This window comes from Henriciella mobilis, from assembly GCF_003576285.1.
In the GTDB taxonomy this organism is placed as follows: domain Bacteria; phylum Pseudomonadota; class Alphaproteobacteria; order Caulobacterales; family Hyphomonadaceae; genus Henriciella; species Henriciella mobilis.
The window spans coordinates 521,749-547,209 of sequence record NZ_QWFX01000013.1; the positions used below are offsets into that span (position 1 = coordinate 521,749).

The 25,461-nt window shown below is 60.7% G+C and carries 24 protein-coding genes and 1 tRNA gene; 10 read left to right on the plus strand and 15 right to left on the minus strand.

Annotation, left to right across the window (positions count from 1 at the left end; all coding sequences use genetic code 11):
- The first annotated feature begins 51 nt into the window (after window positions 1-51).
- On the plus strand, window positions 52-837 hold the full coding sequence (locus tag D1223_RS12985) for a helix-turn-helix domain-containing protein (RefSeq protein ID WP_119376842.1): 786 nt from the start codon (window positions 52-54) through the stop codon (window positions 835-837).
- A gap of 79 nt (window positions 838-916) precedes the next feature.
- On the opposite strand, the gene D1223_RS12990 is transcribed toward D1223_RS12985, so the two are convergent.
- Window positions 917-992: transfer RNA gene (locus D1223_RS12990), tRNA-Thr, on the minus strand.
- 141 nt (window positions 993-1,133) lie between these two features.
- Here D1223_RS12990 and D1223_RS12995 point away from each other — a divergent pair.
- Complete coding sequence (locus D1223_RS12995) at window positions 1,134-1,586, plus strand: OmpA family protein (RefSeq protein WP_119376843.1); 453 nt, start codon at window positions 1,134-1,136, stop codon at window positions 1,584-1,586.
- Window positions 1,587-1,650: 64 nt separating this feature from the next.
- Here the strand turns inward: D1223_RS12995 and D1223_RS13000 are convergent, their stop codons facing one another.
- Window positions 1,651-2,112 (minus strand): DUF1761 domain-containing protein, encoded by a 462-nt coding sequence (locus D1223_RS13000; protein WP_158588479.1) that lies wholly within the window; start codon window positions 2,110-2,112, stop codon window positions 1,651-1,653.
- A 111-nt stretch (window positions 2,113-2,223) separates the two neighbouring features.
- On the opposite strand from D1223_RS13000, the gene metG reads away from it, so the two are divergent.
- Together metG and D1223_RS13010 are read left to right on the plus strand one after the other, a co-directional pair.
- Window positions 2,224-3,972 carry a methionine--tRNA ligase gene (gene metG / locus D1223_RS13005; RefSeq protein WP_119376844.1) on the plus strand — a complete coding sequence of 583 codons (1,749 nt, stop codon included), beginning with the start codon at window positions 2,224-2,226 and terminating at the stop codon, window positions 3,970-3,972.
- Window positions 3,973-4,053: 81 nt separating this feature from the next.
- Complete coding sequence (locus tag D1223_RS13010) at window positions 4,054-4,686, plus strand: hypothetical protein (RefSeq protein WP_119376845.1); 633 nt, start codon at window positions 4,054-4,056, stop codon at window positions 4,684-4,686.
- Here D1223_RS13010 and D1223_RS13015 read toward each other — a convergent pair.
- On the minus strand, window positions 4,667-5,434 hold the full coding sequence (locus tag D1223_RS13015) for a hypothetical protein (protein ID WP_119376846.1): 768 nt from the start codon (window positions 5,432-5,434) through the stop codon (window positions 4,667-4,669). The two genes, D1223_RS13010 and D1223_RS13015, sit on opposite strands and share 20 nt — an antisense overlap.
- 159 nt (window positions 5,435-5,593) lie before the next feature.
- On the opposite strand from D1223_RS13015, the gene D1223_RS13020 reads away from it, so the two are divergent.
- Window positions 5,594-6,958, plus strand: coding sequence for an amidohydrolase (locus D1223_RS13020; RefSeq protein WP_119376847.1), 1,365 nt, complete (start codon window positions 5,594-5,596; stop codon window positions 6,956-6,958).
- A gap of 9 nt (window positions 6,959-6,967) precedes the next feature.
- Here D1223_RS13020 and D1223_RS13025 read toward each other — a convergent pair whose 3' ends face one another.
- From D1223_RS13025 to D1223_RS13040, 4 genes are all read right to left on the minus strand, one after another.
- Window positions 6,968-7,933, minus strand: a complete 966-nt coding sequence (locus D1223_RS13025; protein ID WP_119376848.1) for an alpha/beta fold hydrolase — start codon at window positions 7,931-7,933, stop codon at window positions 6,968-6,970.
- A complete protein-coding gene (locus D1223_RS13030; protein WP_147372812.1) occupies window positions 7,930-8,628 on the minus strand; it encodes a hypothetical protein in 699 nt (232 codons plus the stop codon). Before D1223_RS13030 ends, D1223_RS13025 begins: the two co-directional genes overlap by 4 nt.
- A gap of 71 nt (window positions 8,629-8,699) precedes the next feature.
- The gene (locus D1223_RS13035; protein WP_119376850.1) at window positions 8,700-9,902 is read right to left on the minus strand and encodes an acyl-CoA dehydrogenase family protein; all 1,203 of its coding nucleotides are present in this window, start codon (window positions 9,900-9,902) and stop codon (window positions 8,700-8,702) included.
- 12 nt (window positions 9,903-9,914) lie between these two features.
- On the minus strand, window positions 9,915-11,030 hold the full coding sequence (locus D1223_RS13040) for an acyl-CoA dehydrogenase family protein (RefSeq protein WP_119376851.1): 1,116 nt from the start codon (window positions 11,028-11,030) through the stop codon (window positions 9,915-9,917).
- 195 nt (window positions 11,031-11,225) lie between these two features.
- Here D1223_RS13040 and D1223_RS13045 point away from each other — a divergent pair, with 195 nt between their 5' ends.
- The 3 genes from D1223_RS13045 (at window position 11,226) to D1223_RS13055 (ending at window position 16,962) form a co-directional block, all read left to right on the plus strand.
- On the plus strand, window positions 11,226-11,801 hold the full coding sequence (locus D1223_RS13045) for a hypothetical protein (protein ID WP_119376852.1): 576 nt from the start codon (window positions 11,226-11,228) through the stop codon (window positions 11,799-11,801).
- Window positions 11,802-11,894: 93 nt separating this feature from the next.
- Window positions 11,895-14,489, plus strand: coding sequence for an aminopeptidase N (pepN, locus tag D1223_RS13050; RefSeq protein ID WP_119376853.1), 2,595 nt, complete (start codon window positions 11,895-11,897; stop codon window positions 14,487-14,489).
- A gap of 181 nt (window positions 14,490-14,670) precedes the next feature.
- Window positions 14,671-16,962, plus strand: a complete 2,292-nt coding sequence (locus tag D1223_RS13055; protein ID WP_147372814.1) for a PAS domain-containing sensor histidine kinase — start codon at window positions 14,671-14,673, stop codon at window positions 16,960-16,962.
- Here the strand turns inward: D1223_RS13055 and D1223_RS13060 are convergent.
- The 4 genes from D1223_RS13060 to D1223_RS13075 are packed head-to-tail and all read right to left on the minus strand — an operon-like array spanning window position 16,959 to window position 20,417.
- Entirely contained in the window at window positions 16,959-17,561 is a 603-nt protein-coding gene (locus tag D1223_RS13060; RefSeq protein ID WP_119376855.1) for an ABC-type transport auxiliary lipoprotein family protein, read from the minus strand. The two genes, D1223_RS13055 and D1223_RS13060, sit on opposite strands and share 4 nt — an antisense overlap.
- A complete protein-coding gene (locus tag D1223_RS13065; RefSeq protein ID WP_158588480.1) occupies window positions 17,561-18,520 on the minus strand; it encodes an MlaD family protein in 960 nt (319 codons plus the stop codon). The genes D1223_RS13060 and D1223_RS13065 overlap by 1 nt, the downstream gene beginning before the upstream one ends.
- Window positions 18,520-19,287 carry an ABC transporter ATP-binding protein gene (locus D1223_RS13070; protein ID WP_119376857.1) on the minus strand — a complete coding sequence of 256 codons (768 nt, stop codon included), beginning with the start codon at window positions 19,285-19,287 and terminating at the stop codon, window positions 18,520-18,522. The genes D1223_RS13065 and D1223_RS13070 overlap by 1 nt, the downstream gene beginning before the upstream one ends.
- A complete protein-coding gene (locus D1223_RS13075; protein WP_119376858.1) occupies window positions 19,287-20,417 on the minus strand; it encodes an ABC transporter permease in 1,131 nt (376 codons plus the stop codon). The genes D1223_RS13070 and D1223_RS13075 overlap by 1 nt, the downstream gene beginning before the upstream one ends.
- A 103-nt stretch (window positions 20,418-20,520) precedes the next feature.
- Here D1223_RS13075 and dgcA point away from each other — a divergent pair, with 103 nt between their 5' ends.
- The gene (gene dgcA / locus D1223_RS13080) at window positions 20,521-21,498 is read left to right on the plus strand and encodes an N-acetyl-D-Glu racemase DgcA (protein WP_119376859.1); all 978 of its coding nucleotides are present in this window, start codon (window positions 20,521-20,523) and stop codon (window positions 21,496-21,498) included.
- 8 nt (window positions 21,499-21,506) lie between these two features.
- Here dgcA and D1223_RS13085 read toward each other — a convergent pair whose 3' ends face one another.
- From D1223_RS13085 to D1223_RS13100, 4 genes are all read right to left on the minus strand, one after another.
- On the minus strand, window positions 21,507-22,253 hold the full coding sequence (locus D1223_RS13085; protein ID WP_158588481.1) for an SDR family oxidoreductase: 747 nt from the start codon (window positions 22,251-22,253) through the stop codon (window positions 21,507-21,509).
- A gap of 83 nt (window positions 22,254-22,336) precedes the next feature.
- Complete coding sequence (locus D1223_RS13090; protein ID WP_119376861.1) at window positions 22,337-22,768, minus strand: hypothetical protein; 432 nt, start codon at window positions 22,766-22,768, stop codon at window positions 22,337-22,339.
- Window positions 22,765-23,826: a phosphotransferase family protein gene (locus tag D1223_RS13095; protein ID WP_233353159.1), complete on the minus strand. Its 1,062-nt coding sequence runs from the start codon at window positions 23,824-23,826 to the stop codon at window positions 22,765-22,767. The genes D1223_RS13090 and D1223_RS13095 overlap by 4 nt, the downstream gene beginning before the upstream one ends.
- Window positions 23,819-24,922: a hypothetical protein gene (locus D1223_RS13100; protein WP_119376862.1), complete on the minus strand. Its 1,104-nt coding sequence runs from the start codon at window positions 24,920-24,922 to the stop codon at window positions 23,819-23,821. The genes D1223_RS13095 and D1223_RS13100 overlap by 8 nt, the downstream gene beginning before the upstream one ends.
- A 110-nt stretch (window positions 24,923-25,032) precedes the next feature.
- Between D1223_RS13100 and D1223_RS13105 the strand changes: the two genes are divergently transcribed.
- A complete protein-coding gene (locus D1223_RS13105; RefSeq protein ID WP_119376863.1) occupies window positions 25,033-25,449 on the plus strand; it encodes a PaaI family thioesterase in 417 nt (138 codons plus the stop codon).
- Window positions 25,450-25,461: the final 12 nt, after the last annotated feature.

Below are 25,461 nucleotides of genomic sequence, written 5' to 3' on the forward strand. Positions count from 1 at the left end.
ATTTCTCGCGAGGTGGGAGGAACGAATTCGTTCGGAGAGAAAGACGTGCATATGATGGAGCTTACGTCCCGCAGACTTGCCAGCGACATTAAAAGCGAGCACGAGGTCCGATACAGACCCCATCAGTCACTCTATCTCGACGGCGACCCGGCCCACTCGGTTTTTCGCGTCACGTCAGGCGTTGTCATCGTCTACCGCCTGCTCCCCGATGGTCGCCGCCAGATTTATTCCTTTGCGACTCAGGGCGACTTTCTCGCCCTCGACCTTGGCCGTACATATCGTCATTACGCTGAGGCCATTACAGAGGTATCGGTCGAGGTCTATGAACGCACCTCCTTCGAACAGGCCCTTCAGCGCGATGCCGACTTCCGTCGCGCGATTTTCAGCTACCTCACCGAAAGCCTCCTTGCGGCGCAGGAACAGGCCATCCTGCTCGGCTGCAAATCGGCGCTCGAACGCACGGCGTCCTTCCTCTGCTTTCTGTACGAGAAATCACCCGCTCGCGCGCCTGGCGCCTACATCGTGATCCGCATGAGCCGCAGCGACATTGCAGACTATCTCGGGCTGACCTTCGAAACCGTCAGCCGGATGTTGCATCGTATGAAAGACCTCGGCGTGATTGACCTGCCCAAACCGGACCGGTTCAAGGTTCTGGACTGGCAAGCGCTTGCGAAACTGGCCGGCAAGCAGTCGGCGCAACGATGGGTCGAGCCAAGGCCAGCCCGCATGCCTGGCCTTGCCGGGCGCAGCCGGACGAGCGCTGTTGAAGGAGCCAGCCGCCTGCGTCACGCAAATGACTGCCGGCCTGTCGATTCGAGCATCGCCCGTTCGCACTGAACCAGCCTGCCCGCCTTGGCGCGCGATTGCCAGGATCGCCTTTCCTGGGACAAGCAGGGGCCATTCTTCAAGGTCTGGGTGGTGCCGGCAGAGGGACTTGAACCCCCGACCCCCTGATTACAAATCAGGTGCTCTACCAGCTGAGCTATACCGGCGACGCAGTTCGTTTAAGGCGCGCGGCGCTGGAGGGCAAGATTCCTTTGTAAGATCACCGCATTGCCACATTTGACCCGGTTTGCGGCACTTTTTCGCCGCCGCTGCGTTGTTCCTTCAGTATCGCAAGAAGGAGCAATAAAATGAGCAAGTCGATCATCACTGCCTGCGCTGCGATTTCTGTCTTCACGATGCCGGCCCTGGCCGACGATGCGCGCACACCTCCCTCCGACCCGTACTTCGCGCCAGCCGCACAGGCCTGCGACGACATAGACCTGACGATCTATTTCGAGCCCGGCCAGGCCGAGCTCACCCCCTTTGCCCGTGGTGTCATCCGCGAGACCCATGATCAGCTGAGCGGTTGCGCCGTGACGTCGATCACCGGCCTTGCCAGCGCCAACGATGCCGAAGCGGAATCTGACAAGCTGACGCTCGCCGCGGCCCGCCGCGCCGCCATTGTCGAGGCGCTCGATTCCCACGGCATTCGCGCCGTTAACGCCAATCTCAAAATGGATGTCTCTGCGGCCCCGCAGGACGCCGTCATGGCACGGAACGTCAAGCTGACCCTGCAGGCAACACCCGCCCAGGTCGGCTAGACCCGCCCGACAAGGACAGTCCGGACAAGGCCCGCCCTGCCTGAGCAGCGGCGGGCCTTTCGCATCAGTCGAAGAATGACAGCACGATACAGCCTGCAACGAAGCTGACGACTGTGTGAGACGCATCGACCAGGAACGCCGGCCAGGAATGCCAGGGTGAATAGACCAGCCCGTAGGCCATCAGCGGCACTCCAACCAGAAGTGACAGAACAAGGCCAAAGCCCGCAGCGCCCCCGATCGAAGAAATAGCCTGTGTCTTCAGAAAATAGCCCAGTCCGAAGGAAAGCACGAGCGGAATCAGGAAGCCGGCGGCCATCCAGGCCCCCTCCTCGCCCATGCCGGTGCGCGTGCTGATCCCGTCCGCCTCAAGCCAACGGACCGTGTCTCCGGCCTCATTGAAAAAAACGCCGATGCCGTTCATGTAGGCTTCGGAAAACAATAGTCCGTACCATAGGAAGCCGACAAAATAGATTGCGATTGCCGCGAGCAGGACGCCCAACAGGTTTACATTCGCTAGACGTGGCATGTGCATGATCCTCCCTTGCCCCGTTTCATTTTGTATCCACCGCGCTATGAGTGTCGCCCACCCGCGCGGGGCATGCAGCTTGCCCTCAATCGCTGATCGACGGAAGACACCATGACGACACCTGGCCAACGCCGCATCCTCGTTACGTCCGCCCTGCCCTACATCAATGGGGTCAAGCATCTCGGCAATCTCGCAGGATCGATGCTGCCGGCTGATGTCTATGCGCGCTTCCAGCGCCTTCGCGGACACGATGTCCTGTATATCTGCGCGACGGACGAACACGGCACGCCTGCCGAACTCGCGGCGCAGGCGGCCGGCATGTCGGTTCGCGCCTATTGCGACGAGCAGCACGAGATCCAGAAAAAAGCTGGCGAAGGCTTTGAGCTCTCCTACGATTATTTCGGCCGGTCCTCGGGCGAGGAGAATGCCCGCCTTACCCAGCATTTCGCGCATGTGCTCGAGGCTGAAGGCCTGATCGAAGAGCGGGTGATGGAACAGGTCTACTCCATCGATGACGGGCGTTTCCTGCCGGACCGCTATGTCGAAGGCACCTGCCCGTATTGCGAGTTCGAGAAGGCCCGCGGCGACCAGTGCGACAATTGCGGGCGCCTGCTCGACCCGGTCGACCTTATCGATCCCTATTCTGCGGTCTCCGGATCGAAGAATGTCGAGGTCCGTGAGACGCGCCACCTCTTCCTGTTGCAGTCGAAGATGCAGGACACGATCCGGCAATGGGTCGAGCAGTCAAAGGACTGGCCGCAGCTTGCCCGGTCGATTGCCCTGAAATGGCTGGATGAAGGCCTGCGCGACCGCGCCATCACGCGCGACCTGTCATGGGGCGTGCCCGTCACCAACCCGGACGGATCGATCCGGGAAGGCTTTGAAAACAAGGTCTTCTATGTCTGGTTTGATGCGCCGGTTGAATATATTGGCGCAACTGAAGAATGGTCCAAAGCCACCGGCCAACCCGACGCCTGGCGCAGCTGGTGGCGGACGGATGAAGGGGCCGACAATGTCGAATACATCCAGTTCATGGGCAAGGACAATGTCGCGTTCCACACGGTCTCCTTCCCGGTAACCATTATCGGGTCGAAGGAACCCTGGAAGCTGGTCGACCAGCTCAAGGCCTTCAACTGGGTCACCTGGTATGGCGGCAAGTTCTCGACCTCGAACAAGCGCGGCGTCTTCATGGACCAGGCGCTGGACCTGCTGCCGGCCGACTACTGGCGTTGGTACCTGACGGCAAATGCGCCCGAAGGCTCCGACGCGGCCTTTACCTGGGAGGGCTTCCAGGCCTCGATCAATTCCGATCTTGCCAATGTGCTCGGCAATTTCGTCAACCGGATCACGAAGTACTGCGCCTCGAAATTCGACGGACAGGTGCCGTCGGCGGGCGAGACTGGCGAGGCGGAAGCCTGGATGGTCTCGGAACTGGAAACGCGGCTGCCGCAGCTCTTCGAGCATTACGAGAACATGGACTTCCGGAAGGTTGCCGCGGAGACGCGGGCGATCTGGGCGGCGGGCAATGAATACCTCACCAAGGCCGAGCCCTGGGTAAAGTACAAGAGCGACGTCGACGCAGCCGCAGTCGGTGTCCGGACCGGCCTTAACCTCGCTGCCTTGTTCGGCATCATCGCCCAGCCGATCATTCCGGAAGCCGCGAGGATGATCCTCGATGCTCTCGACATCCCTGAGGACAACCGGACCCTGCACGCCGACCGGATCGGGCGGGATGGTTATGGCGGCCTGCTCGATGCGCTGCCGCACGGCCTCGCCATCACGCCGCCAGACGTTCTCTTCCGCAAGATCGAAGACGATCAGGTGACCGCCTGGACCGAGCAGTTCGGCGGGGAGAGCTGAGACTGGATTGTCGGCTGTCGTAATCTCGACACCGAACAGCGGTATCGGATCAGGGTTATTGGCGACCTTAAGGCTTCAGCCATGGTCCTTCAGAACCGCGTTGATCCGTTTGGTGAAGTGCACGCTGCGCCGGAAAGAGGCATGTTCATGGGCAATCGCGGTGGATGTTTCCACCGAGATGACCAGACGCTGAAACCCACACACTGGGCAAGCCGGCACTGGATAACCTGCTTGCTGGCGTTCAAGGGGCGGCGCCGCAAACTCATGCAGTCGGGCCAGTACACCGAATTGTTCTTTTTGGATGAAGTGACGGCGCTCGCGGCCGGTCACAGGCCATGCTTCGAATGCCGGCGCGGCGATGCCCTCGCCTTCCGCGCTGCTCTGATCTCTCGAAAAGTTTTCGATGAGACACCTTCAGCGAGTGAACTTGATGCGCTGATCGCCGGCGAGGTCCAGGCGCGCCGCCGGGAAAAATTGCCACTTCTTCGCTGCACGGCAAATTCGCTGCCGGACGGCGCGATGTTCGAACATGACGCTCGCGCCTGGCTGAAATGGCAGGACAGAGCGCTTTTATGGTCATTTGGCGGATACCAGGCCGTATCCGACCTGCCTTCCGATCACGTTGGATGCCTGACACCTTCGGCATCGCTTGAAGCGCTAAGAGGTGGCTACTTGCCGAAACTTCACCCGAGCTTCAATCAACTGGCCGCGTGACGATCAGCTCATTCATGCGGCGCGTGCGCTGTTTGGCGAAGAGAACGTTGTGCATGTGCCAGACCTCGCCATCACCGAGCGTGACTTCAATATCACCTGTCACGACAAGACCGAGAATACGGTGACGCAGGAAATCGTCCGAACGGTAGCGGCACCGGGCATTTGCGCCACTTTCGGCCCTGTCCCCGCTGCCCCAGAAGACGCGCTCATGCAGCTGTCCGGGCACGATCTCCCAGTAGCGGACCTTGTCGAAGCCGAAGATCATTAGCGCCCACTGTACGAAGATCAGCACGGCCGTCACCAGGTAGAACATGTTGCTCATCCGGATATCAAGCTGGGCGAGGAAATCCGCGATCGGGCCAGAGAGGTTGGCGAAGGTCAGCAGGATAAACCCAATCACCAGGATCAGGCCGAATATGACGGAATTGGCCCCGCGCAGCCTGACCGTTGTCGAGAAGATGACGAAGGCCAGCGTGAAAACGAAAATCAGGCCAAGCACTTTCTGATTGGTCAGCTCCCCCACGATTCCCGTCGCCTGAAGGAAATAGAAGACAAAGCCGAGCAGCCAGATCGGCCACCAGTAAAGGATGGGCGAGTGCGTATAGACCTTCATCGGCTGCAGGAGGTTCCGGTCCAGAAGCTCACCCTTGCTCGGCTGGGGCGTCTTTGCAGCCGAGTGGCTGACCGCGGCTGACGACTCCGGCGGCTTGTCTGGCGGCGGCGGTGACGGCGGTGTTGTGTCGCTCATGGCGTCCCCTCACTGTGGCGTCTGGTGGACAGTGTAGCCGAGGGGCCGCATGGCGCAAAAGCTTTTCGAGATTTCCTGCGGCGCGCCCAAAGCACCGCTGGCCGTATGCCCCGCATCTGTTAGGGTGGCGCAAGCCAACCCGTATGGAAGGATGCCAGGATGAAGTTCAGCCGTCTCGCCATTTCGCTCTCCGCACTTGCAATCGCAACCGCGCTGCCGGTTTCAGCCCAGCAATCGAAACCAACCCCGGACACCGAGCTGATCGACGTCTACACCTGGCTACACAGCAATCCGGAGCTTTCCTTCAAGGAATCAACATCAGCCTCGATCATGGCTGCCGAGCTTGAAGCGCTCGGTTTCAGCGTCTCGACCCGGATCGGCGAGGACTGGGTTCGCCAGAAATCGATGCGCGACGAAGGCACTGTGCGAGACGGCGTCGGCGGTTACGGCGTCGTTGGCGTCTATGAGAATGGCGACGGCCCGACCGTCCTGATCCGTGCTGACATGGATGCCCTGCCGGTGCCCGAGCAAACCGGGCTCGATTACGCCTCCAAGGTCACAAGCGTGACCTGGACGGGCGTTGAAAGCCCGGTGATGCATGCCTGCGGCCATGATATCCACATGACCAGCTGGATCGGCACAGCCCGCAAGCTGATCGAGAACAAGGATGACTGGTCAGGCACGCTGGTGATGATCGCCCAGCCGGCAGAGGAACTCGGCCTGGGCGCCAAGGCGATGATCGAGGACGGGCTGTATGATGATTTCCCGCTGCCGGACTATAATCTTGCCCTTCACGTGTCGGCATCTGCGCCCGCCGGCACGGTAGCCTACTCATCCGGCTATGCACTGGCCAATGTCGACAGCGTCGATATCCACGTGAAGGGGGTCGGCGGTCATGGGGCCTACCCTCACACCACCAAGGACCCTATCGTGGTCGGCTCGGCCATCGTCATGGCACTTCAGACGCTCGTCTCGCGCAATGTCGACCCCCAGAAGCCGGCTGTGGTGACAGTCGGCGCGTTCACCGCCGGCGCCAAGCACAACATCATCTCGGACTCGGCCGAATTGCTGCTGACCGTCCGCTCCTATGATGATGCCACACGCCAGCTTCTGCTCGATGGTATCAAGCGTATTGCGAAGGCTGAAGCCGAAGCGTTCGGCGCCCCAGAACCGGAAATTTCAATCGATTCCGACTACACGCCGTCGACCTACAATGATCCCGCACTCACCAGCACCGCCATGGCCGCGATCAGCGGCGCGATCGGCGAGGACAACGTGACTGAGGTCACACCCGTTATGGGCGGCGAGGACTTTTCCCAGTTCGGCCGTACGCAGGAAGACGTGCCGGGCCTGATCTTTTGGCTAGGCGCGATTTCACCCGAAACCTATGAGCAAGCCAGGAATGGCGAGACCAGCCTTCCCTCTCTGCACTCTCCCTTCTTCGCGCCTGACGCGGCCCCAACCATCGAAACGGGTGTGAAATCCATGACAGCGGCTGCCATGGCGCTGTTCAATGATGGCTGATGCCAGCGGCTAAAGCGTTGCGAGCCAGTCGACGAGGAGCCTGTTCACTTCATTCGGGCGTTCCTGCTGTGTCCAGTGACCACACCCCTCGAGGAGATGTGCGCCTCGCAGGCCCGGAAGGTTCGGCTTCATCATCTCGACTGGATCGCCGGGAAACATCTTCAGCACGAGATCCCGGGTACCGCCGATAAAAAGGCTAGGCTGATAGATCTTGTGGTCTTCCAGCGCCGTCAGAAAAGCATGGTCGCGCTCATGATTGCGGTAGCGGTTGAGCGGGCCGCGAAAGCCGGACTGGGCAAATTGCGAGGCGTAATAATCAACGTCCTCCTTGCTGAGCCATGGCAGCGGCATGTCCGGCTCGGGCAGGCGATGAAGCAACGTGTCGCCGTGCTTCTTGTCGATCGGCCAGGTCCCGTCGGGCGCATCGCCGCTGATCGCGTAGTAGAACCGGCGGATCGTCGCTGCCGGATCAGCTTCGAGCTCGGCCTCTGGCGGCCCCTCATCCTGGAAATAGACCTGGTAGAAGAACATCCCGCGCGCGGTGAAGAACTCACGGAAGACCTGAATCGCCGGTTTATCGCCGGGCGGAATGTAGGGAACCGACAGCCCGGCAACGGCGCGAAACTGGTCCGGGAACAGCAAGGCCGAGTTCCAGGCAAGCGGAGCCCCCCAGTCATGGCCAACGACAATTGCCGGCGCTTCCGGCTGCAAAGCCTTTGCAACGCCTGCAATGTCGGCCGTCAGGTTTTCCATTGAATAGGCTTCAACGGGATGCGGCTTGTCCGACCCGCCATAGCCACGCACATCAATGGCCGCCGCAGTGAAGCCCGCCGCCGAGACCGCTTCCAGCTGGTGGCGCCAGGAATACCAGCTTTCCGGAAATCCGTGGACGAAGAGAACAAGTGGCCCCTGGCCGGCGATGGCGACCCTTAGCTTGACGCCATTGGTCTCCACGTCACGGAATTCCGGATTCATTGCTGACTGTTTCCTTCTGTTCCCGACTGGGCGGACTGGATGAGCGCAGCCGTATCGGGATGGGTAAACACGCGGTAGCCCTGATCCTGCTGCATGGATGCGAGTTGGCTGATCACGGCCCCGAATTCGATCGGCATGACTTCTACATTGCTGGCCTCAACGCCCTGTGCAGAGACCTGCGCCGCCATGTCGGCAGCGTCACCGGAGCTGAGCAGAATGGGCGTGATCGGCCCGGCACCAGCCTCGATCTGGGCTTCCTTCCCGTCGATCAGGACAAAGAAGACAGGCGCGCCGTAATCCGCATCATCGGCATTCAGGCCGTTCGCGTAACTGATTTCTTCGCTGCTTGCCTCGAACACGACGGGACCTTGCCAGCTCCCCATCATCTGCAACAGCGGAATGGTCGCAACGGACATATCGGCAATCGCGGGGTTCTGCATTGCCTCTTCCGCTGCTCCCGGTTCAAGGAACAGCACAACAGCATTCTCGCCCTGCGGGTTCTGCACCGTGACGACGCCGCCTTCCGCGTCCTGAAGGACAGCAACGTGCAAGCCTCCAAGCGCACCGACGATGGCTGGCGGAATCTGCTGCTGCTGCTGGGCTGGCTCGGCCTGAGGGGCCTGCTGCGCCGTCGCAGCAAGGCCCATTGCGCCGAAAGCGGCCAGGCCGGCGCAGGTCATGATTGATTTAAACAAAGGCAGTCTCCTTGTGGATTGCTCCCGGCCGAGTCTAGGGATCCCGGCCGGGCGGCACAAGAAAACGCCTGTTAACCTTGCTTCAGGGACTCGAACGGCACGTCCTTGTCGACGCGCACATCCTGCGGCAGGCCAAGCACACGTTCGGCGATGATATTCTTAAGAATCTCATCGGTACCGCCGGCAATGCGAAGGCCCGGCGCCCACATGAAGCTCTGCTGGAACAGGGCATTGGACGGCATGGTTTCCGAGTCGGTCATGATCCCGAAATGGTCCTGCATCTCGATCGCCGAGTTACAGATATCCTGCAACTGGTTCGCTGTGATGATCTTGCCGATGGAGTTCTCCGGGCCGGGCGTCTCGCCGCGCGAAAGTGCTGTCTGGGTCCGGAACTTCGTCAGGTTGTAACCCTGTGCAGCAACGTACCAGTCGGCGAGTTTCTCGCGGAAGGCCTGGTCCGTGAGCGAGCTCGTCCCACGGGCGTAGTCCATGATTTCCTTCCAGTCCGGGCCGGGCGAACCGCCGACGGCCAAGCGTTCATTCATCAGCGTGACGAGCGCGACCTTCCAGCCGGCACCGACTTCACCAAGGCGATCGGAGTCGGGAATGCGTACATCGGTGAAGTACACCTCGTTGAATTCCCGGCCGCCGGATGCCTGGTGGATCGGCTTTGCCTCGACACCTTTCTGATGCATGTCCACGATAAACATGGTCAGGCCCTTGTGCTTGGGCGCTTTCGGGTCCGTGCGGGTCAGCAGGATCCCGTAATCGGAGAAGTGGGCACCGGTGGTCCAGACCTTCTGGCCATTGATCACCCATTCATCGCCGTCCTTGATGGCGCGAGTCTTAACACCCGCAACGTCAGAACCGGCGGCTGGCTCGGAGAAGAGCTGGCACCAGATTTCCTCGCCGCGAAGCGCCTTTTCAACGTAGCGCTTCTTGTGCTCGTCCGAGCCGAAGGCGATCACGGTCGGCACACACATGCCGAGACCGATGGCGAACGGACCGACCGGCGCATCAAACTTGGCTTCTTCCTGGTTCCAGATGACCTGCTGCATGGCCGTACCGCCACGCCCGCCCCATTCCTTGGGCCAGGTGATCTGGGCAAAGCCACCTTCGGCTTTCGTCTTCTGCCACGCCTTGGCGCGTTTCAGGAAGTCATCGGAGGATCGGTGACGGCCACCAGCCCCGTCCTTGAGCTTCAGGTGTTTTTCAAGGAAAGCGCGGGCTTCCTTGCGGAATTCTGCTTCTTCAGGGGTATCGTTAAAGTCCATGACTTTTCCTCCTTAAGCGGCGTTCTTGCGCTCAAGAGCGCTGACAAGTTTCTCTTTCCAGACTTTAGGTGAGCCGGCCTGCACGGCAAGCAGCTTGGCGCGGCGGTAGAAAAGATGGCAGTCCACCTCCCAGGTGAATCCCATGCCCCCATGTGTCTGGATATTCTCTTTCGAAGCGAACCAGTAGGCCTCGCTCGCGGCGAGGCGTGAGGCAGCCGCCGCTTCCGGCAATTCAGCCGCATCGGTGGAAAGGGCCCAGGCGCCGTAATAGCAGTTGGACCGGGCAACCTGGTTCTTCACATACATCTCGGCGAGTTTGTGCTTGATCGCCTGGTTGCCACCAATCGGACGGCCAAAGGCATAACGCTCCTTGGCAAAATCGGTCGCCATTTCGAGGCAACGGTCTGCGCCGCCCAGCTGTTCGAAAGCAAGAAGGACAGCCGCGCGGTTCAGCAGCGCGTCGTGCAGATCGCCGCCGGCACCTGCTTCACCGATCCGCTGACCGGGAGCGCCGTCGAACTTGATCTCCGCATGGCTGCGTGTGGGCTCAAGCGTTTCGACCGGAGTGCGGGTGACGCCGGGACCGTTCAGGTCCACCAGGACGAGACTGGCACCAGCACCTTCCTTGGCAAGCACAATGGCATGCGTGGCAATGTCGCCATCCGTCACCGGGATTTTCGTGCCCGAAACCTTCGAACCGTCGAAGCTGGTGGACAGTTTGGCCGGGTCGGGATTGCCCGGACCTTCGCTGGACGCATAGCAGCCGACGACTTCGCCGGAGACGACCTTGGGCAGGATGTCGCTTTTCTGCGCTTCCGATCCGGCGATCTTCAGGGCTTCCGCAAAGAAGTAGGCAGTGGATGCGAACGGCACCGGCGCAAGCGCCCGGCCCATCTCTTCGGCAATGACACACATTTCCAGCATACCGAGCCCAAGCCCGCCATATTCTTCCGGAATCGCCGTGCCGAGCCAGCCCATCTCGACGACCTGCTTCCAGACGCCTTCATGATGGGATTTCGCCTTGTCGTTCAGTACTTCCCTCACATGGGCCGTCGTACATTGGGCGCTGAGAAATTTGCGTGCTTCGCCCGCAAGAAATTTCTGGTCCTCGGAAAAGTCGAAATTCATACGACTTCGTCTCCCTGGTTTATCGGTTGTTCTGACCAGACAATAGCGCGCCCGGTGTCGACTAAAAGCCGTCTCGCAGGGGAAGGACCTAGCGTCGCCCCGGCAATTTCATGCGAGAAGTATCAAATTTTGCAGACCGGCTTCACTGGCTCTCAAACGAGACGTGCCAAAAGACACCAACTTCGGAGATTGGTCATGGCGAAAGCGCTCTATCACAAATCGCAACGCGTCTATGTGAAGCCTGTCGGCACATGGGCTCTGGTAGAGAAAGTCCTGCCGCACTGGGTAAAGGACGTCGAAGAACCGCTGCGGGTGACCTATGATGTCGGGCTTGGCCGCGAATTCACCGCCGGCGAACTCGTATCCGAAGAAGTTATGCGCCGGCGAGAGGGCGGTAATTCCGCCGACGATGCTGTCGAGCTCGAAAACTGGCGAATTTACCGCGCCAAGAACCGCTGGCAGGACGGCGATGAAGTTGCCTCCCACCCTTATCCCGGCACCTTTCCGGTCGTGATGACCGATGAGAACGATTGGGGCGGATGGCGCGTGCCCGGATCGGAATACGACCGCGACCCGTCGAAAATCGAGTATCAGGCCCGCCTGATCATGAATGCGCCGCGCATGCTGAAGGTCTGCCGGCAGCTGTCGGAATACGCCTCGCGCCATTCCGGCGAGCTTCCCGAAGAGCTGCAGAAAGCCGTGCGCAATTGCCAGGGCATCCTGCGGCACGTGTATGAGGTCGGCGACTCCCCCAAAATCGCGGCCGAATAACTGCGTTCAGAGGCTGGCCGCGATTGTGGCTGGCGGCGCACCGTCCTATCTCTAGCGCAACGATATTTGCCAAGAGACAGGACAGGACACGCCATGCGCACGGAAACGCCGGTTTCGGTCAAGCTCGAAGACTACACACCCTACCCATTCGAAATTGACTCGGTTTCGCTCGACTTCTCGCTCGAGCTGGAAGCGACGCGCGTGCGCACGAAGATGTCGGTCCGGCGCGTGCGCCCTGGCGAATTCGTTCTCGATGGCGAGGGCTTGACCCTGAATGACATTTCCATCGACGGAAGCCCGTTGCAGGTCTCGGACTACAAGATCGCCGATAACAAGCTGACCATCGCGGACGTTCCCGACACATTCACGCTCGAAACAGATGTGACGATCAATCCGAAGGCCAATACCGCACTGTCGGGTCTCTATGTTTCCGCCGGACGCTTTTGCAGCCAGTGCGAGGCCACAGGATTTCGCCGGATCACCTACTGGCCCGACCGTCCGGACGTGATGAGCCGGTTCCATGTCCGCATCGACGCCGACAAGGCCACCTATCCTATCCTGTTATCGAACGGGACTCCCGGCAAGGCGGGCGACCTGCCAGGCGGACGTCATTTCGCAGAATGGGACGATCCGCATCCCAAGCCGTCCTATCTCTTTGCCCTCTGTGCTGGCGATTATGATGTCTGGAGAGACAGCTTCACCACGATGAATGGCGACCATGTCGACCTCGGCGTCTATGTCGACAAGGGCCAGGCAGACCGCGCCGAATGGGCGATGGAAAGTCTGAAGGCGTCGATGAAGTGGGACGAGGAGCGCTTCGGGCGCGCCTATGACCTTGGCGTGTTCAACATCGTGGCCGTGCGCGACTTCAATTTCGGCGCCATGGAGAACAAGGGCCTCAACATCTTCAACTCGGCCTATGTGCTTGCAAGCCCGGACAGCGCGACCGATGCGGATTTCGAGGCCATCGAAAGCATTGTCGGTCACGAGTACTTTCACAACTGGACGGGCAACCGCATCACCTGCCGCGACTGGTTCCAGCTCTGCCTGAAGGAAGGCCTGACCGTCTTCCGCGACCAGGAATTCTCGTCCGACCTGCGCTCCCGGCCGGTCCAGCGGATCAAGGACGTCATGCGGCTTCGCGCGCGCCAATTCGCCGAAGATGGAGGGCCGCTCGCGCACCCTGTGCGCCCGCAGGCTTATGGCTCGATCGATAACCTCTACACCGCGACGGTGTACGAAAAGGGCGCAGAACTGATCCGGGCGCTGACTGTGCTGATCGGCGATGATGCCTTCAACAAGGGCATGCAGATCTATTTCGACGAGTATGACGGCACAGCCTCGACCATCGAGGATTTCTATTCCTGTTTCGAGAAAGCCTCCGGCAAGGATCTCAGCCAGTTCCGCCTCTGGTATGCGCAAGCCGGTACGCCCGAAGTGACAGTCGTGGAGGAATGGGACGAGGCCAAAAGCGAGCTGACCCTGACGCTCAGCCAGAAAACGCCGCCTACGCCGAAACAGGACAAAAAGAAGCCAGTCCCGATTCCGCTGCGTGCTGCCTTGCTTGATGGCAAGGGCGGCCACGTTGAAGCCGAGGGCTGGCAAGATGGCGAGACCGTTATCGTCCTTGATAAGGCCGAGAAGACGGTGAAGGTAAACCTCTCCAAGGGCAGCGCCCGGCCGCTCCTGTCCATAAACCGCGAATTCAGCGCGCCTGTGCGCGTCCGCCGCGATCTCGACAAGGCAGGCTTGCTCAAACTGGCCGCAGCCGAGACCGATCCGTTCAACATCTGGGACTGTTTCCAGTCCCTCGCCAAGACCGAGATCTTCCGCCTGCTCGACGAACCCCAGTCGCCGCCGGACGATGCCCTCGTATCAGCGATGGCCGATGCGGTTCGGCTGAATGAGAGCGATCCGGCTTTTGCGGCTCTTCTGACCGTGCTTCCAGACGTTGGCGAACTGTTCCAGGACCGGGAGCCTGCCGATCCGGCGGGACTGGATTCTGCCCGCAAACGCCTGCGCAAGGCATTCGCCGAAGCGCTCGCAGGCGACATCACCCGGATCCTCGAGCAACCGTCGCCCACCCCATTCAAGCCCAGTGCAGAGCAAGCCGGCACCAGGGCGCTTCGCGGCGCCATGATCGGCCTGACGGGCGCCCTTGGCACGCCGGAGGCTGCGAGCCAGCTGAAAAGCCATTTCGACTCGGCGAGCAACATGACCGAAAGTCTTGCCTGTCTGCGCTCTCTCATTCCCCTGCCCGGCAAAGCGCGGGACGAAGCAATCGAAACCTTCTACGCGCGCTGGAAGGACAATCCGCTTGTCATCGACAAATGGTTCGCCGTGCAGGCGGGTCAGGGCACAGCCGAGGATGCCAGGCGCCTGTCTGAACATCCCGATTTCGACATGTCGAACCCGAACCGCGTACGCTCGGTAGCTGCGGCCTTCTCGATGACCAACCTCGCCGCGTTTCACGCACCTGACGGCAAGGGCCATGAGGTCATTGCGGACATCATCCAGCGTGCCGACAAGCTCAATCCCGCCCTGGCTGCGCGCCTGCTGACCAGTTTTGAGCAATGGAAAAAGCTCGAACCGAAAGCCCGCGCCAGCGCCAAGACCGTACTGGAGCGCCTCCAGGAGGCTGGCCTGTCCAAGAACGCCATGGATATTGTGACCCGGGCTTTGGATTAACAACCGACTCGGCTTCATTAACGCAGGTGCAAGCATTTGACCGGATTGTCCGGGATCGTTTGAATCTGCGTCGGGAACCGAGTCGTTGGCATCTTTTGGCCGGGCAAATAGCAGGGATGAGGCTAGCGGGCCCCATGTGCGATCGGCAGGGTCGCTGAAAGCGATTCTGGTTCTGACGCTCATGGTCCTCAGCGCCGCGCTGGGCCTCATGATCTGGAACAGCCATCAGGCCCGTAACGGGCAGGAACTGAAGGTACTGAAGCGCGATGCCCTTCTGGTTGGCGAGCGTTTCATCCGAAATGCAGATCGCGCATCCGACCGGCTGGAAAATGAGCTGCGCGCCGGCGCCCGCCTGTCCTCGATTGATCCGGCCTATATCGGCCTCGATTCCATTCAAAGTATCGACGCTGCCATGGCATCGGATGATCCAGCCCTGGCGCAGGCCGGCAAACTCGCCGCCAATCTTGCCAGCTCCGGAAACAGTATCGGCCTGCTGGACGACGGCAAGCTGGTCCTCAGTCATGTGCCAACCGTTGGCGGCACGGTCGTCGGGATTGTGGATGCGCCCCGCTGGATCCCTGAGTTGAATGACGGTCTGCGGCTCGTGCTTTACGGCGATGCAACCGTGTCTTTGGGCGATAGCGGTATTCTGCCGGCAAACCGAGCCATCAGGGATGCTGGCACCGGCTTCCGCCTGGAGAGCATCCAAAAGCGCTCTGCATCGGCCTGCATCGACATCAATGGCGCAAGCTTCTCCATGTGCCTGTCGCGATCAAGTCCGCTCCTGACGCTGGACTCCCTTCTTTCCCTACTCCTCAACATCCTTCTCGTGTCTGCGCCCGCTCTTGCGATCATTGGCCTCTACAACCAGTCAAAACGCGATCGCGCCGACGAGGCCGATCATCGCCATGGGCGTGGTGAGACCACGGAAGTCTCAAAGGCAGAGCTTGCGACGGCCAATGCCGGCATCGGACTCTGGGACATCCGCCCGGGCGACGGATCCGGATGGATCAATGATGAGGCTGCCCGCCTGCTCGGACGACAGAGCGCGGGTGCCATCAGCCAGGCGGAGTTCATCGAGGCATTCCATGCTGCCCATCGCGACAACCTGTCTGAAGCGATCGATGACGCAAGACCTAGCCACGCCTTCAGCATTAACGCAGCGACGTCCACATCGGTTGGCGAAACGTGGCTGGAGCTACGCGGCTGTCAGGTCTTCGATGTGGGAACGGACACCGCGATCATCAGCGGCGTGATGTTCGACGTCACCGAGGCAGTGCGTCGCCGCGAGCGGCAGAAGACAGCCGAAGCCCGCCTTCGTGGCGCGATCGAAAGCTTCCCCTGCCCGTTTGCACTTTGGGACAGCAACAGACGGCTGGCCTTCTGGAACCGGGCCTTCGAGACAATGTTCGACCTGTCGGACGTGCTGCGGCCTGGAGTCAGCCACGAAACGGTGATGGTCGCGCGTAGCGGCAATGTCATCAGCGAAAAAACCAGTCCCGAAGAGGCCGGCACGGTCCTGCTTGGCCTCAGAAATGGTATCTGGATCAAGCTGGTCGAGCGCGCGACGACCAGCGGAACGCTGATCAGCTTTGGCCTCGATGTTACCAATGACGTGCGCAATGAAGAACAACTCCAACAGCAGAAGAAGAAGCTGAAAACCCTTGTTCAGGAGCTGGAACGCTCGGAAGGGCACAAGTCGGAGCTGGCTCGAAAGTACAATGAAGAGAAGGCCAAGGCCGAACGATCCGCCGACTCAAAGGCTGCCTTCCTTGCCAATATGAGCCACGAGCTGCGCACGCCGCTAAACGCGATCAACGGCTTCTCGGAAATTCTCGTCAATGAAATGTACGGTCCACTCGGTGATGAGCGCTATAAGGGCTACGCGACCGACATTCTCACATCGGGACAGCACCTACTCGACATGATCAACGACATCCTGGACATCGCGAAGATCGAGGCCGGCAAGATGACCATCGATCCGAAGCCGATCGATCTTGTCGATCCGGTTGACGCCGCCGTGCGTATGATCCGCCGGAAGGCAGAAGACAAGGGTGTGAAAGTCATTCTGCAGGCAGAAGATGGCCTGCCAAAGACCGATGCCGATCACCGCGCCATTCGCCAGATGGTGCTCAACCTGCTGTCCAATGCAATCAAGTTTACCGATGCGGGCGGCAAGATCACAGTCAGCGTCCAGCACCGCGACGCGTTTATCCGGGTTGCTGTCCGCGATACCGGCATTGGCATTCCGAAAGAACACCTGCCACGTCTCGCCAAGCCTTTTGAACAGGTCCAGGACACGCGCGAACGCAACTTTGAGGGCACAGGGCTTGGCCTTGCACTCACAAAGTCCTTCGCCGAAATGCACGGCGGAAAGCTCACGATCGCAAGTGAGCCAGGCAAGGGAACGCTGGTCTGCTTCTATCTGCCGGTTGCCAAGGAAGAGCCGGGCGAAGACCGCTTCGTCGCCTAGTCGTCAGTCTCGAGCCCTGCAACCTCGCTGGAAACCCTTTTCGCGGCCTCTGCCACACAAAGGTCGCCCGCTTCGGCCAGCGCCCGCACCCGAGCTTGCGCGTTGCTGCTGGCTGCGGTTGATGACGCTTGCGCGCTCCATTGCACCAGCGGTGTACGTGACCCGCCATCAAGCAAGGTCAGGCGAAGTTTGCAGGTGCCTGTGTCCCCGTTCAGCGTGAAGTCGGCGACATGCCAATAGAGCTCGTAGTCGCCGCTGATCCCGGCAGAATCATCCATGGCATATCCGGCACCGCCACTGAAACTGTCGGTCATGGCAACCTGGAACTGGCGCGTGGCGCGGTCGGCCCAGGCGACACCGCGCAGGACCTTCAGACCGGAATTGGCCCCTTCAACGGCAATCTGCCGTCCAGCCAGGAGGCGCGACGCTTCCGGTTCACGCACGACAAGAACCGCTGGCAAAGGCAGCTGGTCAGAAGGCTGGGCAAACCGGAACACGGCCTCCGGCGTCGGTTGTTCCGGCAGCACGCTGACGCAGGCAGCAAGACCTGCAAGCCCAGCCAGGGCCACGGCAAAATGGTGAAGTCTCTTCGCAGTCACTAGCGATCTCCTTCATAGGGTAGCGGCTCACTGCGCAGCAGGCCCTGAGGATTCTGCTCAAGCTCCCGCGTGACCCGGTCGAGCCGCCGGATAAGGACCCGCAGGTCCTGCGCAATCAGGCGGAAATCGGTGATCGCATCGGTCGCCGGCCCTTCGATGACGTCCGTTGCAGCCGTGATCGCGCCTTGGCTGGCCTCGATGCTCTTGCGGGCGCCTTCCGACATGGTTTCAAGCTCGCCGATCAGTGTAGAGATTTCTTGGCCGACGCGCACAACTTCGCCGTCGGTGTTGCGGCTGAGCGTCTCGAAGGCCTGGGAGGCTTCATTGATGCTGTCGGCCGCTTCCTTCACGGCTGCGAGCGTGGATGCAACGTCTTCGGTCATGGCCTCATCACCCGACAGCAGGTCGGTCACCGCTTCGATATTGTCCAGAATGTTGCTGACGGACTCGATGTTTTCTTCACTGAGCAGTGCGTCGAAGCGTTCCAGCGCGACATTGGCCCGTCCCATGACTTCCGTACCGCCGGAAAACAGCTCGGCGAAGGGGCTTGTGATCGATCGGATGACCGGCACTTCCTGGTAAGGCCCGACCGTCAGTCTGGGAGCATCGGGCGAGCCTGCATTGATCTGGACGAAGGTCACACCGGTAATCCCTGCGAGTTCAATGCTGGCCGTGGAGTCGGTCTTGACCGGGGTCTCGGAGTCGATGCGGATACGCGCGCGGACCTTTGAAGCGTCGTTTCGATCGATCCCGATACGGTCCACCTCGCCGACCTTGATGCCGATATAGCGCACGGACGCCCCTTCCTCGAGACTGACCGGGCCGTCGAAGACAACGTCATAGAGATCGTATTCCTGATTGAATTGCGACTGCCCCAGCCAGAGGATGAAGCCGAGGCCGGCAATCACGGCGAATATCACGAAGGCGCCGATCATCGCGTAATTGGCACGTGTTTCCATCACTTCACTCCTGCCGCAGCGGCGCGGCCGCGCGGGCCACCGAAATACTCCTGCAGCCATGGCTGGTCCATGGCACGCAGCTCATCCATCGTCCCGGCAGCAACCACACGCTTGTCGCCCAGCGCCACGATCCGGTCGCACGTGGCCGCCAGCGTATCGAGATCGTGCGTGACAAGGAACACGGTGAGCGAGAGCGATTGCTGCAAGTCGCGAACCAGTTTGTCGAAGGCGCCGGCAGTGATCGGATCAAGTCCCGCTGTCGGCTCGTCGAGGAAAAGGATGGGCGGGTCGAGCGCCAGCGCTCGCGCCAGGGCGGCCCGCTTGCGCATGCCGCCAGACAGGTCCGACGGGAACTTGTCGCCCGCCGCAGTTTCCAGCCCCGCCATCCGGATCTTCTGGTCGGCCAGCTGGCGCATGAAAGGCTTGGACAGGTCCGTATGCTCGCGCATCGGCGCCATGACGTTCTCTCGAACGGTCAGGTTGGAAAACAGCGCACCATCCTGGAACATGATGCCCCAGAGCGTCTGCACTTCGCGCAATTCGTCACCCTCAAGACCGGTCACATCCTCGCCATAGACCTCAACCGTGCCATGATCCGGCTTCTTCAGGCCGACAATCGCCCTCAGCAGGACCGACTTGCCTGATCCCGACGGGCCAATGACACCGACGATCTCGCCCTCATAGACATCCATATCGAGATGCTCATGCACGACATGCGCGCCATAGGACGTCCTGAGATCGCGGACCTTGATCGCCACCTTCGCCATTACCAGCCGAGCTCCATGTAGAAGACAGCAAACAGCGCATCGATGACAATCACCGAGAAGAGCGCCTGCACCACCGACTTGGTCGTCGAACGACCCAGCGACTGAACGCTGCCTCCTACGAGCAGGCCCTGCCGGCAGCCAACCAGCGCCACGATCATGCCAAAGACGGGTGCCTTCGACATACCGACCCAGAAATTCTCGATCGGCACGAATTCCTGGATACGGTTGAAAAAGACGGTCGGGTTAATATCGAGCGCAACCCAGCTGACGAATGCGCCGCCGCCAACGCCAAAGAGCATGGCGACAAGCGTCAGGACCGGCGTCATGATGAGCATGGCAAAGGCACGCGGCACGACAAGCACATCCATGGGATCAAGCCCGAGCGTTGTCATCGCATCGACTTCCTGACGCATGCGCATGGCACCAATCTGCGCGGTGAACGCTGAATTTGTTCGCCCCGCCAGGATCACCGCAGTCAGGACGACGCCGAATTCCCGCAGCACGGCAATGCCGACCAGTTCGACCGTAAAGATGGTCGCGCCGAATTCAGATAGGGTGCTTGCACCGATAAAGGCGATCACCATGCCGACAAAGAAGGAGAGGAACGCCACGATCGGAACAGCGTCGAGTCCACTGTCCTCCATCACGGCCACGAGCGCGGTCCATCGCATCCGCGTAGGCCGGACCAGCGCCATGAACATCGACATCAGCGTTTCACCAAAAAAGGCAAGCGTATCGACGACTTCATTAACCAGGCTGGACGTCGTGCGCCCGGTCCGCTCCAGCAAGTCCACCAGGCCGTGCGGTTCTTCGTGCGGCGTTTCTTCCTGGGGCTTGGGACGAAGGGATGCTGCCTGCGTCAACAGCTGGCGCATGCCATCCGAACCGCCCTCTACTTCAATGGCGTCGATCCCTCGAACGCAGGCGAACCGGTCGATAAGAAAGGCAGCCGCGGTGTCGAACCGCCCTACGCCGGTCAGATCAACCTCCAGGGCCTGAACGTCGGCCGCTTCCAGATGCGATAGCTCGGGCTGGACCGCAGACAGCGTGTGCACCGTCCAATCGCCTTCAATCACCAGTTTCGCCCGGTGGTCGGTGACATTCAGATGGTAGCGCGGCGCGGTCGGCATAATTCACTTGTGGCTGGTTTGCTGTTTACCCTAACAGTCGGAATTTAAGGATGCCGCAGGGCAGACTGTGAAATTAAATCTATTTTTGTCAGACTGCTAATGCATGACCAAACTTGAGCTTCAGCCCGTTTCTTCACCGCTCCGCAAGAGCTTCGCCATTTCACGCGGGGCGAAGACCAGCGCAGAGACGATCCAAGTCAGGCTGAAGCGTGATGGCAAGGAGGGCGTCGGCGAATGCGTTCCCTATGGCCGCTATGGTGAAACCATCGACTCCGTCGCCCAGCAGATTGAAACCTTGCGCAGCGCACTTGCCGACGGCATGGACCGGCTTGCCCTGCAGGACGCCCTTCCCCCTGGCGCAGCCCGCTGTGCAGTCGACTGCGCCTTCTGGGACCTTGAAGCCAAACTGTCCGGCAAGCCTGCCTGGGAACTCGCCGGGCTCCCCGAGCCGCAGCCGCTGGCGACCGCGGTCACGATCAGCCTGGCGCCGCCCGAGGAGATGGCAAACGCCGCCGCTGAAACCACCGGTCCCATCCTCAAGCTGAAGCTTGGGGGCGCGCAGGACATCGAACGTGTAAAGGCGGTGCACGACGCCCGTCCGGACGCGAAGCTCATCCTCGACGCCAATGAAGGACTTGATGCCGGCCTGTTTCCCGGAATCGTCCGTTCTGCGGCCGAGCTCGGCGTCGTCATGATCGAACAGCCCTTTCCGGCCGGCGAGGATGGATACCTTCTCAAACGTCCACCGGAAGTGGCGATTTGCGCCGACGAGAGCATGCACACATCGAAAGATATCCAAGATCTCGCGCGGCTCTACGACGTCGTGAATATCAAACTCGACAAGACCGGCGGGCTGACTGAAGCCCTTGCAGCCGCCCGTGAGGCCAAGGCTGCAGGCCTTGGCGTCTTGGTTGGCTGCATGGTCGCCGGTTCTATCAGCATGGCACCGGCTGTCCTGCTCGGAATGCTGGCCGATGCGGTGGATCTCGATGGCCCGCTATGGCTCGCCCACGACGTCGAGCACGGTCTTAAATACGAGGGTGGGAACGTCTTCCCACCCTCGCCCCAGCTTTGGGGTTAGACACGGACCTAGAGTTCACTCAGACCGCCATCGACCACGTATTCCGAGCCGGTCACGAAACTCGCATCGTCCGACAGAAGAAAGGTCGCGACCGAGGCAACTTCTTTCGGCTCGCCAAACCTGCCGAGCGGCACGCCTGTCACGATTTGCTCTGAAAGCGCTTTGCTTTCTTCCTCGCTCAGACCGCTGCGGTTGAAGAAGTCCGTGCCGATTGGACCGGGGCTGACAGCATTTACGTTGATCGCCCTTGGCGCAAATTCACGCGCAATACCGCGGACAACCGTTCGCAGCGCCCCTTTTGTCGAGCTGTAGACCGTAGCGCCTGGCAAGCCTGCATTGCGGGCAACAGATGTGTTGAAGACGACCTTCCCGCCGTCACGAAGAAGGCTCGCAAGTGCGCGGACCTGAAGAATTGGCGCGCGGACGTTGATCGCGAATTGCTCATCGATTTGGTCCGCGTCGGTCTGCTCAAGCGCGACAAAGCGGCCAAAACCGGCATTCAGGAAGATTGCGTCCAGTGTCAGGCCGGCTGCGGTAACGGCATTGGCAATCGTGTCGGCACTCGCTGGATCACGATTGTCCGCCTGGATTGTCAATACACCGGGAAACCGGCGACGCAGGTCTGTCAGACGCGCCTCATTGGACCCGGTCACGACGAGGCGGGCGCCCTCTCCCGCCAATCTTTCCACGGTCGCAAGTCCAATACCGGACGTCCCGCCGGTGATCAGGACCGTCTTGTTCTCAAAGCGTGCCATGACATTCTCCTTTGTTGGCATCGCCCGAGCAGATGGGCGCCCGCGCCGCAGGCAGAACGTCGAGTCGTGGCATATATCCTATGTCAGGGCTCGCCCTCCCCCGCCGCGCCAAAGGCCGGCGGGCTAGGCATGCGCCCCGCACATGTCGCGAGAAGATGACCCCAGATCTGCGTGTTGAGCGCTTTCGATCCCTCATCGTCCTTCGCCTCAAGCGAGGCCTGGAGCTCGATCAGTTGCATCGCGAGCTCGTTCCGCATGGCTTTCAGGTCCGAAATCAGGAATGACTCGATATGCGGTTCGGCCTCACCAATACCGGCAGCGGCGAGAAGCGCCTTCATGCGGCCGATCTCATTGACGAGAAGGTCTGCCTCCTTTTCCCACATCTCGCCCGCCATAACGGCCATGAGCCCCGCCATGCTGGCATGGCCACCCGAATAGTCGCCCTCAAGTTTCGGGGCGACTTCATTGACCAGCGTCGCACCCAGCCTCTGCAGGATCATGCCGACATCGCTCATAGCTTCACTCCGAATTTCGGCGCCAGGCGGCTGGCCAGCATCAGCTCGTGGGCGGCGTGGGTAAACCATCCAGACCAGGCCAGGATCGGGTCATCGTTCTTGCCGTCCGCAAAGGCGCGCGCGGATGTGATCCAGATACCGAGGCCTTTAAGGTGCGCAAACAGGCTCCACCACTCAAACGCCGCCGGTTCGAAACTGCAGCCCGACGCCTCCTGCCAGACAGCAATCGCGTCGGGCCAGGGGATAAATCCGGCCGCACGTTCCTGGTCGTTGCCGCACCAGAGCAGGTCTGTTGCCCAGGCAAGATCTTCATAAGGGTCGCCAATATGCGCCATCTCCCAGTCGAGGACGGCGTTGATCCGCCCCTGCCCGTCATGGAGGAAATTCCCCGAGCGGAAATCGCCATGCACGAGCGACAGCTTCTGCGCGGGCGGCGGCGGATTGGCGGCAAGATAGCGGATCGCTGCTTCGGCCACGGGTTGCGGTTCGCGCGCATTGGTGCGGATTTCATTGGCCCAATAGTCGAGCTCGCGCTTCCAGCACTGGTCTGGAGCCGGCGTCTCGATCTCTTCGGCAATCGGCGTGCCGTCGATCTCGAGGGACGCGATGGCCCCGAGATGGCGAAAGAACTCCCGGCCGACCTCGGCCCGATGAGGTTCCACCGCATCGATCTGGAACGGATTGAGCGGCATGCCGCCCTCGATCCGCCCCATGACAAAGAAAGGCGCGCCAAGCGGTCCGGTATCGGTCTCGAGAAACAGCGCTTCAGGCGCCGGAATACCGGCCTTTCCATGCGCTGTTCGGATCGCGGCAAACTCCACCCGCCGCTCGGTATCGATCAGACTGTCCGCCGGGTCACGGCGCAGAATGACCCCTTTCGTCTTGAGACCGGTGGCATCTTCATAGGCGATGTCGACCGAATAGGTCTGACGGCTGGCCCCGCCATGGATCCGGCGCATCTGGACCACACGGAGGTTTTTGGCGCCCGGGATATGAGCTTCGGCATAGGGTTCGAACTGGCGGGCAAGCTCTGGATTGTCGATGACCGCCTCAGGCATCCAGCATGTCCTTCCAGCCCGATGCATCATGCGGACCGATAAAGAGCTGCTCAAGGGCGCCTATACCTTCCGAGCCCTGCCCGTCCGGGCCTTCGTGACGGACCTTGGAAATCGCCTGGATATGAAGATTGTCCGGCTGCTTCCACGGCATGGCCAGCGGTTTGAAGTCTTCCCGGCCAATGGCGTATTCGCCTTTCCAGGCCGCATGGCCCCATTCGGGATGGCCATAGCCGATGCCCTTCATCTGGAAGGTCGCGATGGGCTCGTAAATAATCCTGTGCTCGCGCCCATGGGCATCGCTCGCCGTCAGGACCGCCGAACGAACCCGCCGCGTTCCGGCTTCGAATTCCGGTTTGATCACGGGATTGGCAAGATGCGTCAGCCCATCTGCCCCTGCCCCGTCCATGGCGAACACTGAACGGGTGTTCCAGCGGTCACCGTGCCGGTCTTCATTGACGTGGAAATAGACCGAGGCATTCGGGAAGTTCATCGGCGTCCAGATCCAGTAGAACTGCGGCAGCTGCTGCGGCACAACGGGTTGCGGATCCTGCGCGCCAAGCGGGCGGACACCCCAGCTGCGATCCCGCGTACCCCAGAAATTATCGCTCGAAATCTCTATGGTGTCGCCATCGACCGTGATGCTGCCAGACCAGCGGCCATTCTGCGTCATACGCGTGACATCCATCATCATGCGCGAGCCATTGCGCCTGGTGAAGCGCGGTTCCTCAACCGGGAAGTGGCGCCCCTCGAAAGTGAGATCGGCGGAAATGCCCTCGGCATCATCCAGCTTGATGCGGACAGACTGGAGCGGCTGGACCACCTCGATGCTCATCGGGCCAACACGCGTATCCATCCGCTCGAAATTCAGGATGCGCGACAGATGGACCGATTTCTGGACGCCATCCTTGAGGACAGAGAAGGCGCCATCCTTGATATTGAGATGCGGGTACACCCCGAAAGCGGCGCCAAAGAGCACGGATCCGTCCTTGGAATAGCCATTGAAGAAGTACCGGTCGTAAAAGTTCCGGTCTGACCCAGCCACCCAGACGGGCTCCGGTGTCTGGTGAATTGGATATTCGTCGCCCCAGGTGAGCATGCGGTTCTAACCTCCCTTGCGTGACCTCTTGGCGGGCCAGTTCTCTCTCCTAGACTGGCCAAAGCGGACAAGCGGATCAATCGCTGACGTCAGGGAAAAGGAAAACGCCAATGCCATCAAAGGTCTCTGTCGATGAGGCAAACTCGTTCCTGCACGAGGCCTTCAGCGACGCGAAGAACCGCTCCGAAGTCATGCTGATGGAGGACGGCCACGCCGTCATGCGCCTGAAAGCCGGTCCGGAGAACTTGCGCCCCGGCGGCTATATCTCTGGCCCGACGCAGATGACCATGGCCGACAGCGTGACCTATATGGCTATCTTCACAAAGCTCGGGATCACACCAATGACGGTGACGAGCAATCTGAACATCAACTTCCTGCGACCCTGTATCGGTGAGGCCGTCATCGCAGAGGCGAGGCTCATGAAACTTGGCCGGACACTGGCGGTGGCCGAGGTTGAAATACGGGCTGAAGGCTCCAGCAAGGTCGCGAGCCATGCAATCGTGACCTATTCAATTCCAACCGCCTGAACAGCACCGGAA

Excerpts from the sequence above, each read along its gene's own strand:
- D1223_RS12985 (WP_119376842.1), top strand. The coding sequence starts at position 52 with ATGATGGAGCTTACGTCCCGCAGACTTGCCAGCGACATTAAAAGCGAG.
- D1223_RS12995 (WP_119376843.1), top strand. The coding sequence starts at position 1,134 with ATGAGCAAGTCGATCATCACTGCCTGCGCTGCGATTTCTGTCTTCACG.
- D1223_RS13000 (WP_158588479.1), bottom strand. The coding sequence starts at position 2,112 with ATGCCACGTCTAGCGAATGTAAACCTGTTGGGCGTCCTGCTCGCGGCA.
- metG (WP_119376844.1), top strand. The coding sequence starts at position 2,224 with ATGACGACACCTGGCCAACGCCGCATCCTCGTTACGTCCGCCCTGCCC.
- D1223_RS13010 (WP_119376845.1), top strand. The coding sequence starts at position 4,054 with ATGGTCCTTCAGAACCGCGTTGATCCGTTTGGTGAAGTGCACGCTGCG.
- D1223_RS13015 (WP_119376846.1), bottom strand. The coding sequence starts at position 5,434 with ATGAGCGACACAACACCGCCGTCACCGCCGCCGCCAGACAAGCCGCCG.
- D1223_RS13020 (WP_119376847.1), top strand. The coding sequence starts at position 5,594 with ATGAAGTTCAGCCGTCTCGCCATTTCGCTCTCCGCACTTGCAATCGCA.
- D1223_RS13025 (WP_119376848.1), bottom strand. The coding sequence starts at position 7,933 with ATGAATCCGGAATTCCGTGACGTGGAGACCAATGGCGTCAAGCTAAGG.
- D1223_RS13035 (WP_119376850.1), bottom strand. The coding sequence starts at position 9,902 with ATGGACTTTAACGATACCCCTGAAGAAGCAGAATTCCGCAAGGAAGCC.
- D1223_RS13040 (WP_119376851.1), bottom strand. The coding sequence starts at position 11,030 with ATGAATTTCGACTTTTCCGAGGACCAGAAATTTCTTGCGGGCGAAGCA.
- D1223_RS13045 (WP_119376852.1), top strand. The coding sequence starts at position 11,226 with ATGGCGAAAGCGCTCTATCACAAATCGCAACGCGTCTATGTGAAGCCT.
- pepN (WP_119376853.1), top strand. The coding sequence starts at position 11,895 with ATGCGCACGGAAACGCCGGTTTCGGTCAAGCTCGAAGACTACACACCC.
- D1223_RS13055 (WP_147372814.1), top strand. The coding sequence starts at position 14,671 with ATGGTCCTCAGCGCCGCGCTGGGCCTCATGATCTGGAACAGCCATCAG.
- D1223_RS13065 (WP_158588480.1), bottom strand. The coding sequence starts at position 18,520 with ATGGAAACACGTGCCAATTACGCGATGATCGGCGCCTTCGTGATATTC.
- D1223_RS13070 (WP_119376857.1), bottom strand. The coding sequence starts at position 19,287 with ATGGCGAAGGTGGCGATCAAGGTCCGCGATCTCAGGACGTCCTATGGC.
- D1223_RS13075 (WP_119376858.1), bottom strand. The coding sequence starts at position 20,417 with ATGCCGACCGCGCCGCGCTACCATCTGAATGTCACCGACCACCGGGCG.
- dgcA (WP_119376859.1), top strand. The coding sequence starts at position 20,521 with ATGACCAAACTTGAGCTTCAGCCCGTTTCTTCACCGCTCCGCAAGAGC.
- D1223_RS13085 (WP_158588481.1), bottom strand. The coding sequence starts at position 22,253 with ATGGCACGCTTTGAGAACAAGACGGTCCTGATCACCGGCGGGACGTCC.
- D1223_RS13090 (WP_119376861.1), bottom strand. The coding sequence starts at position 22,768 with ATGAGCGATGTCGGCATGATCCTGCAGAGGCTGGGTGCGACGCTGGTC.
- D1223_RS13095 (WP_233353159.1), bottom strand. The coding sequence starts at position 23,826 with ATGCCTGAGGCGGTCATCGACAATCCAGAGCTTGCCCGCCAGTTCGAA.
- D1223_RS13100 (WP_119376862.1), bottom strand. The coding sequence starts at position 24,922 with ATGCTCACCTGGGGCGACGAATATCCAATTCACCAGACACCGGAGCCC.
- D1223_RS13105 (WP_119376863.1), top strand. The coding sequence starts at position 25,033 with ATGCCATCAAAGGTCTCTGTCGATGAGGCAAACTCGTTCCTGCACGAG.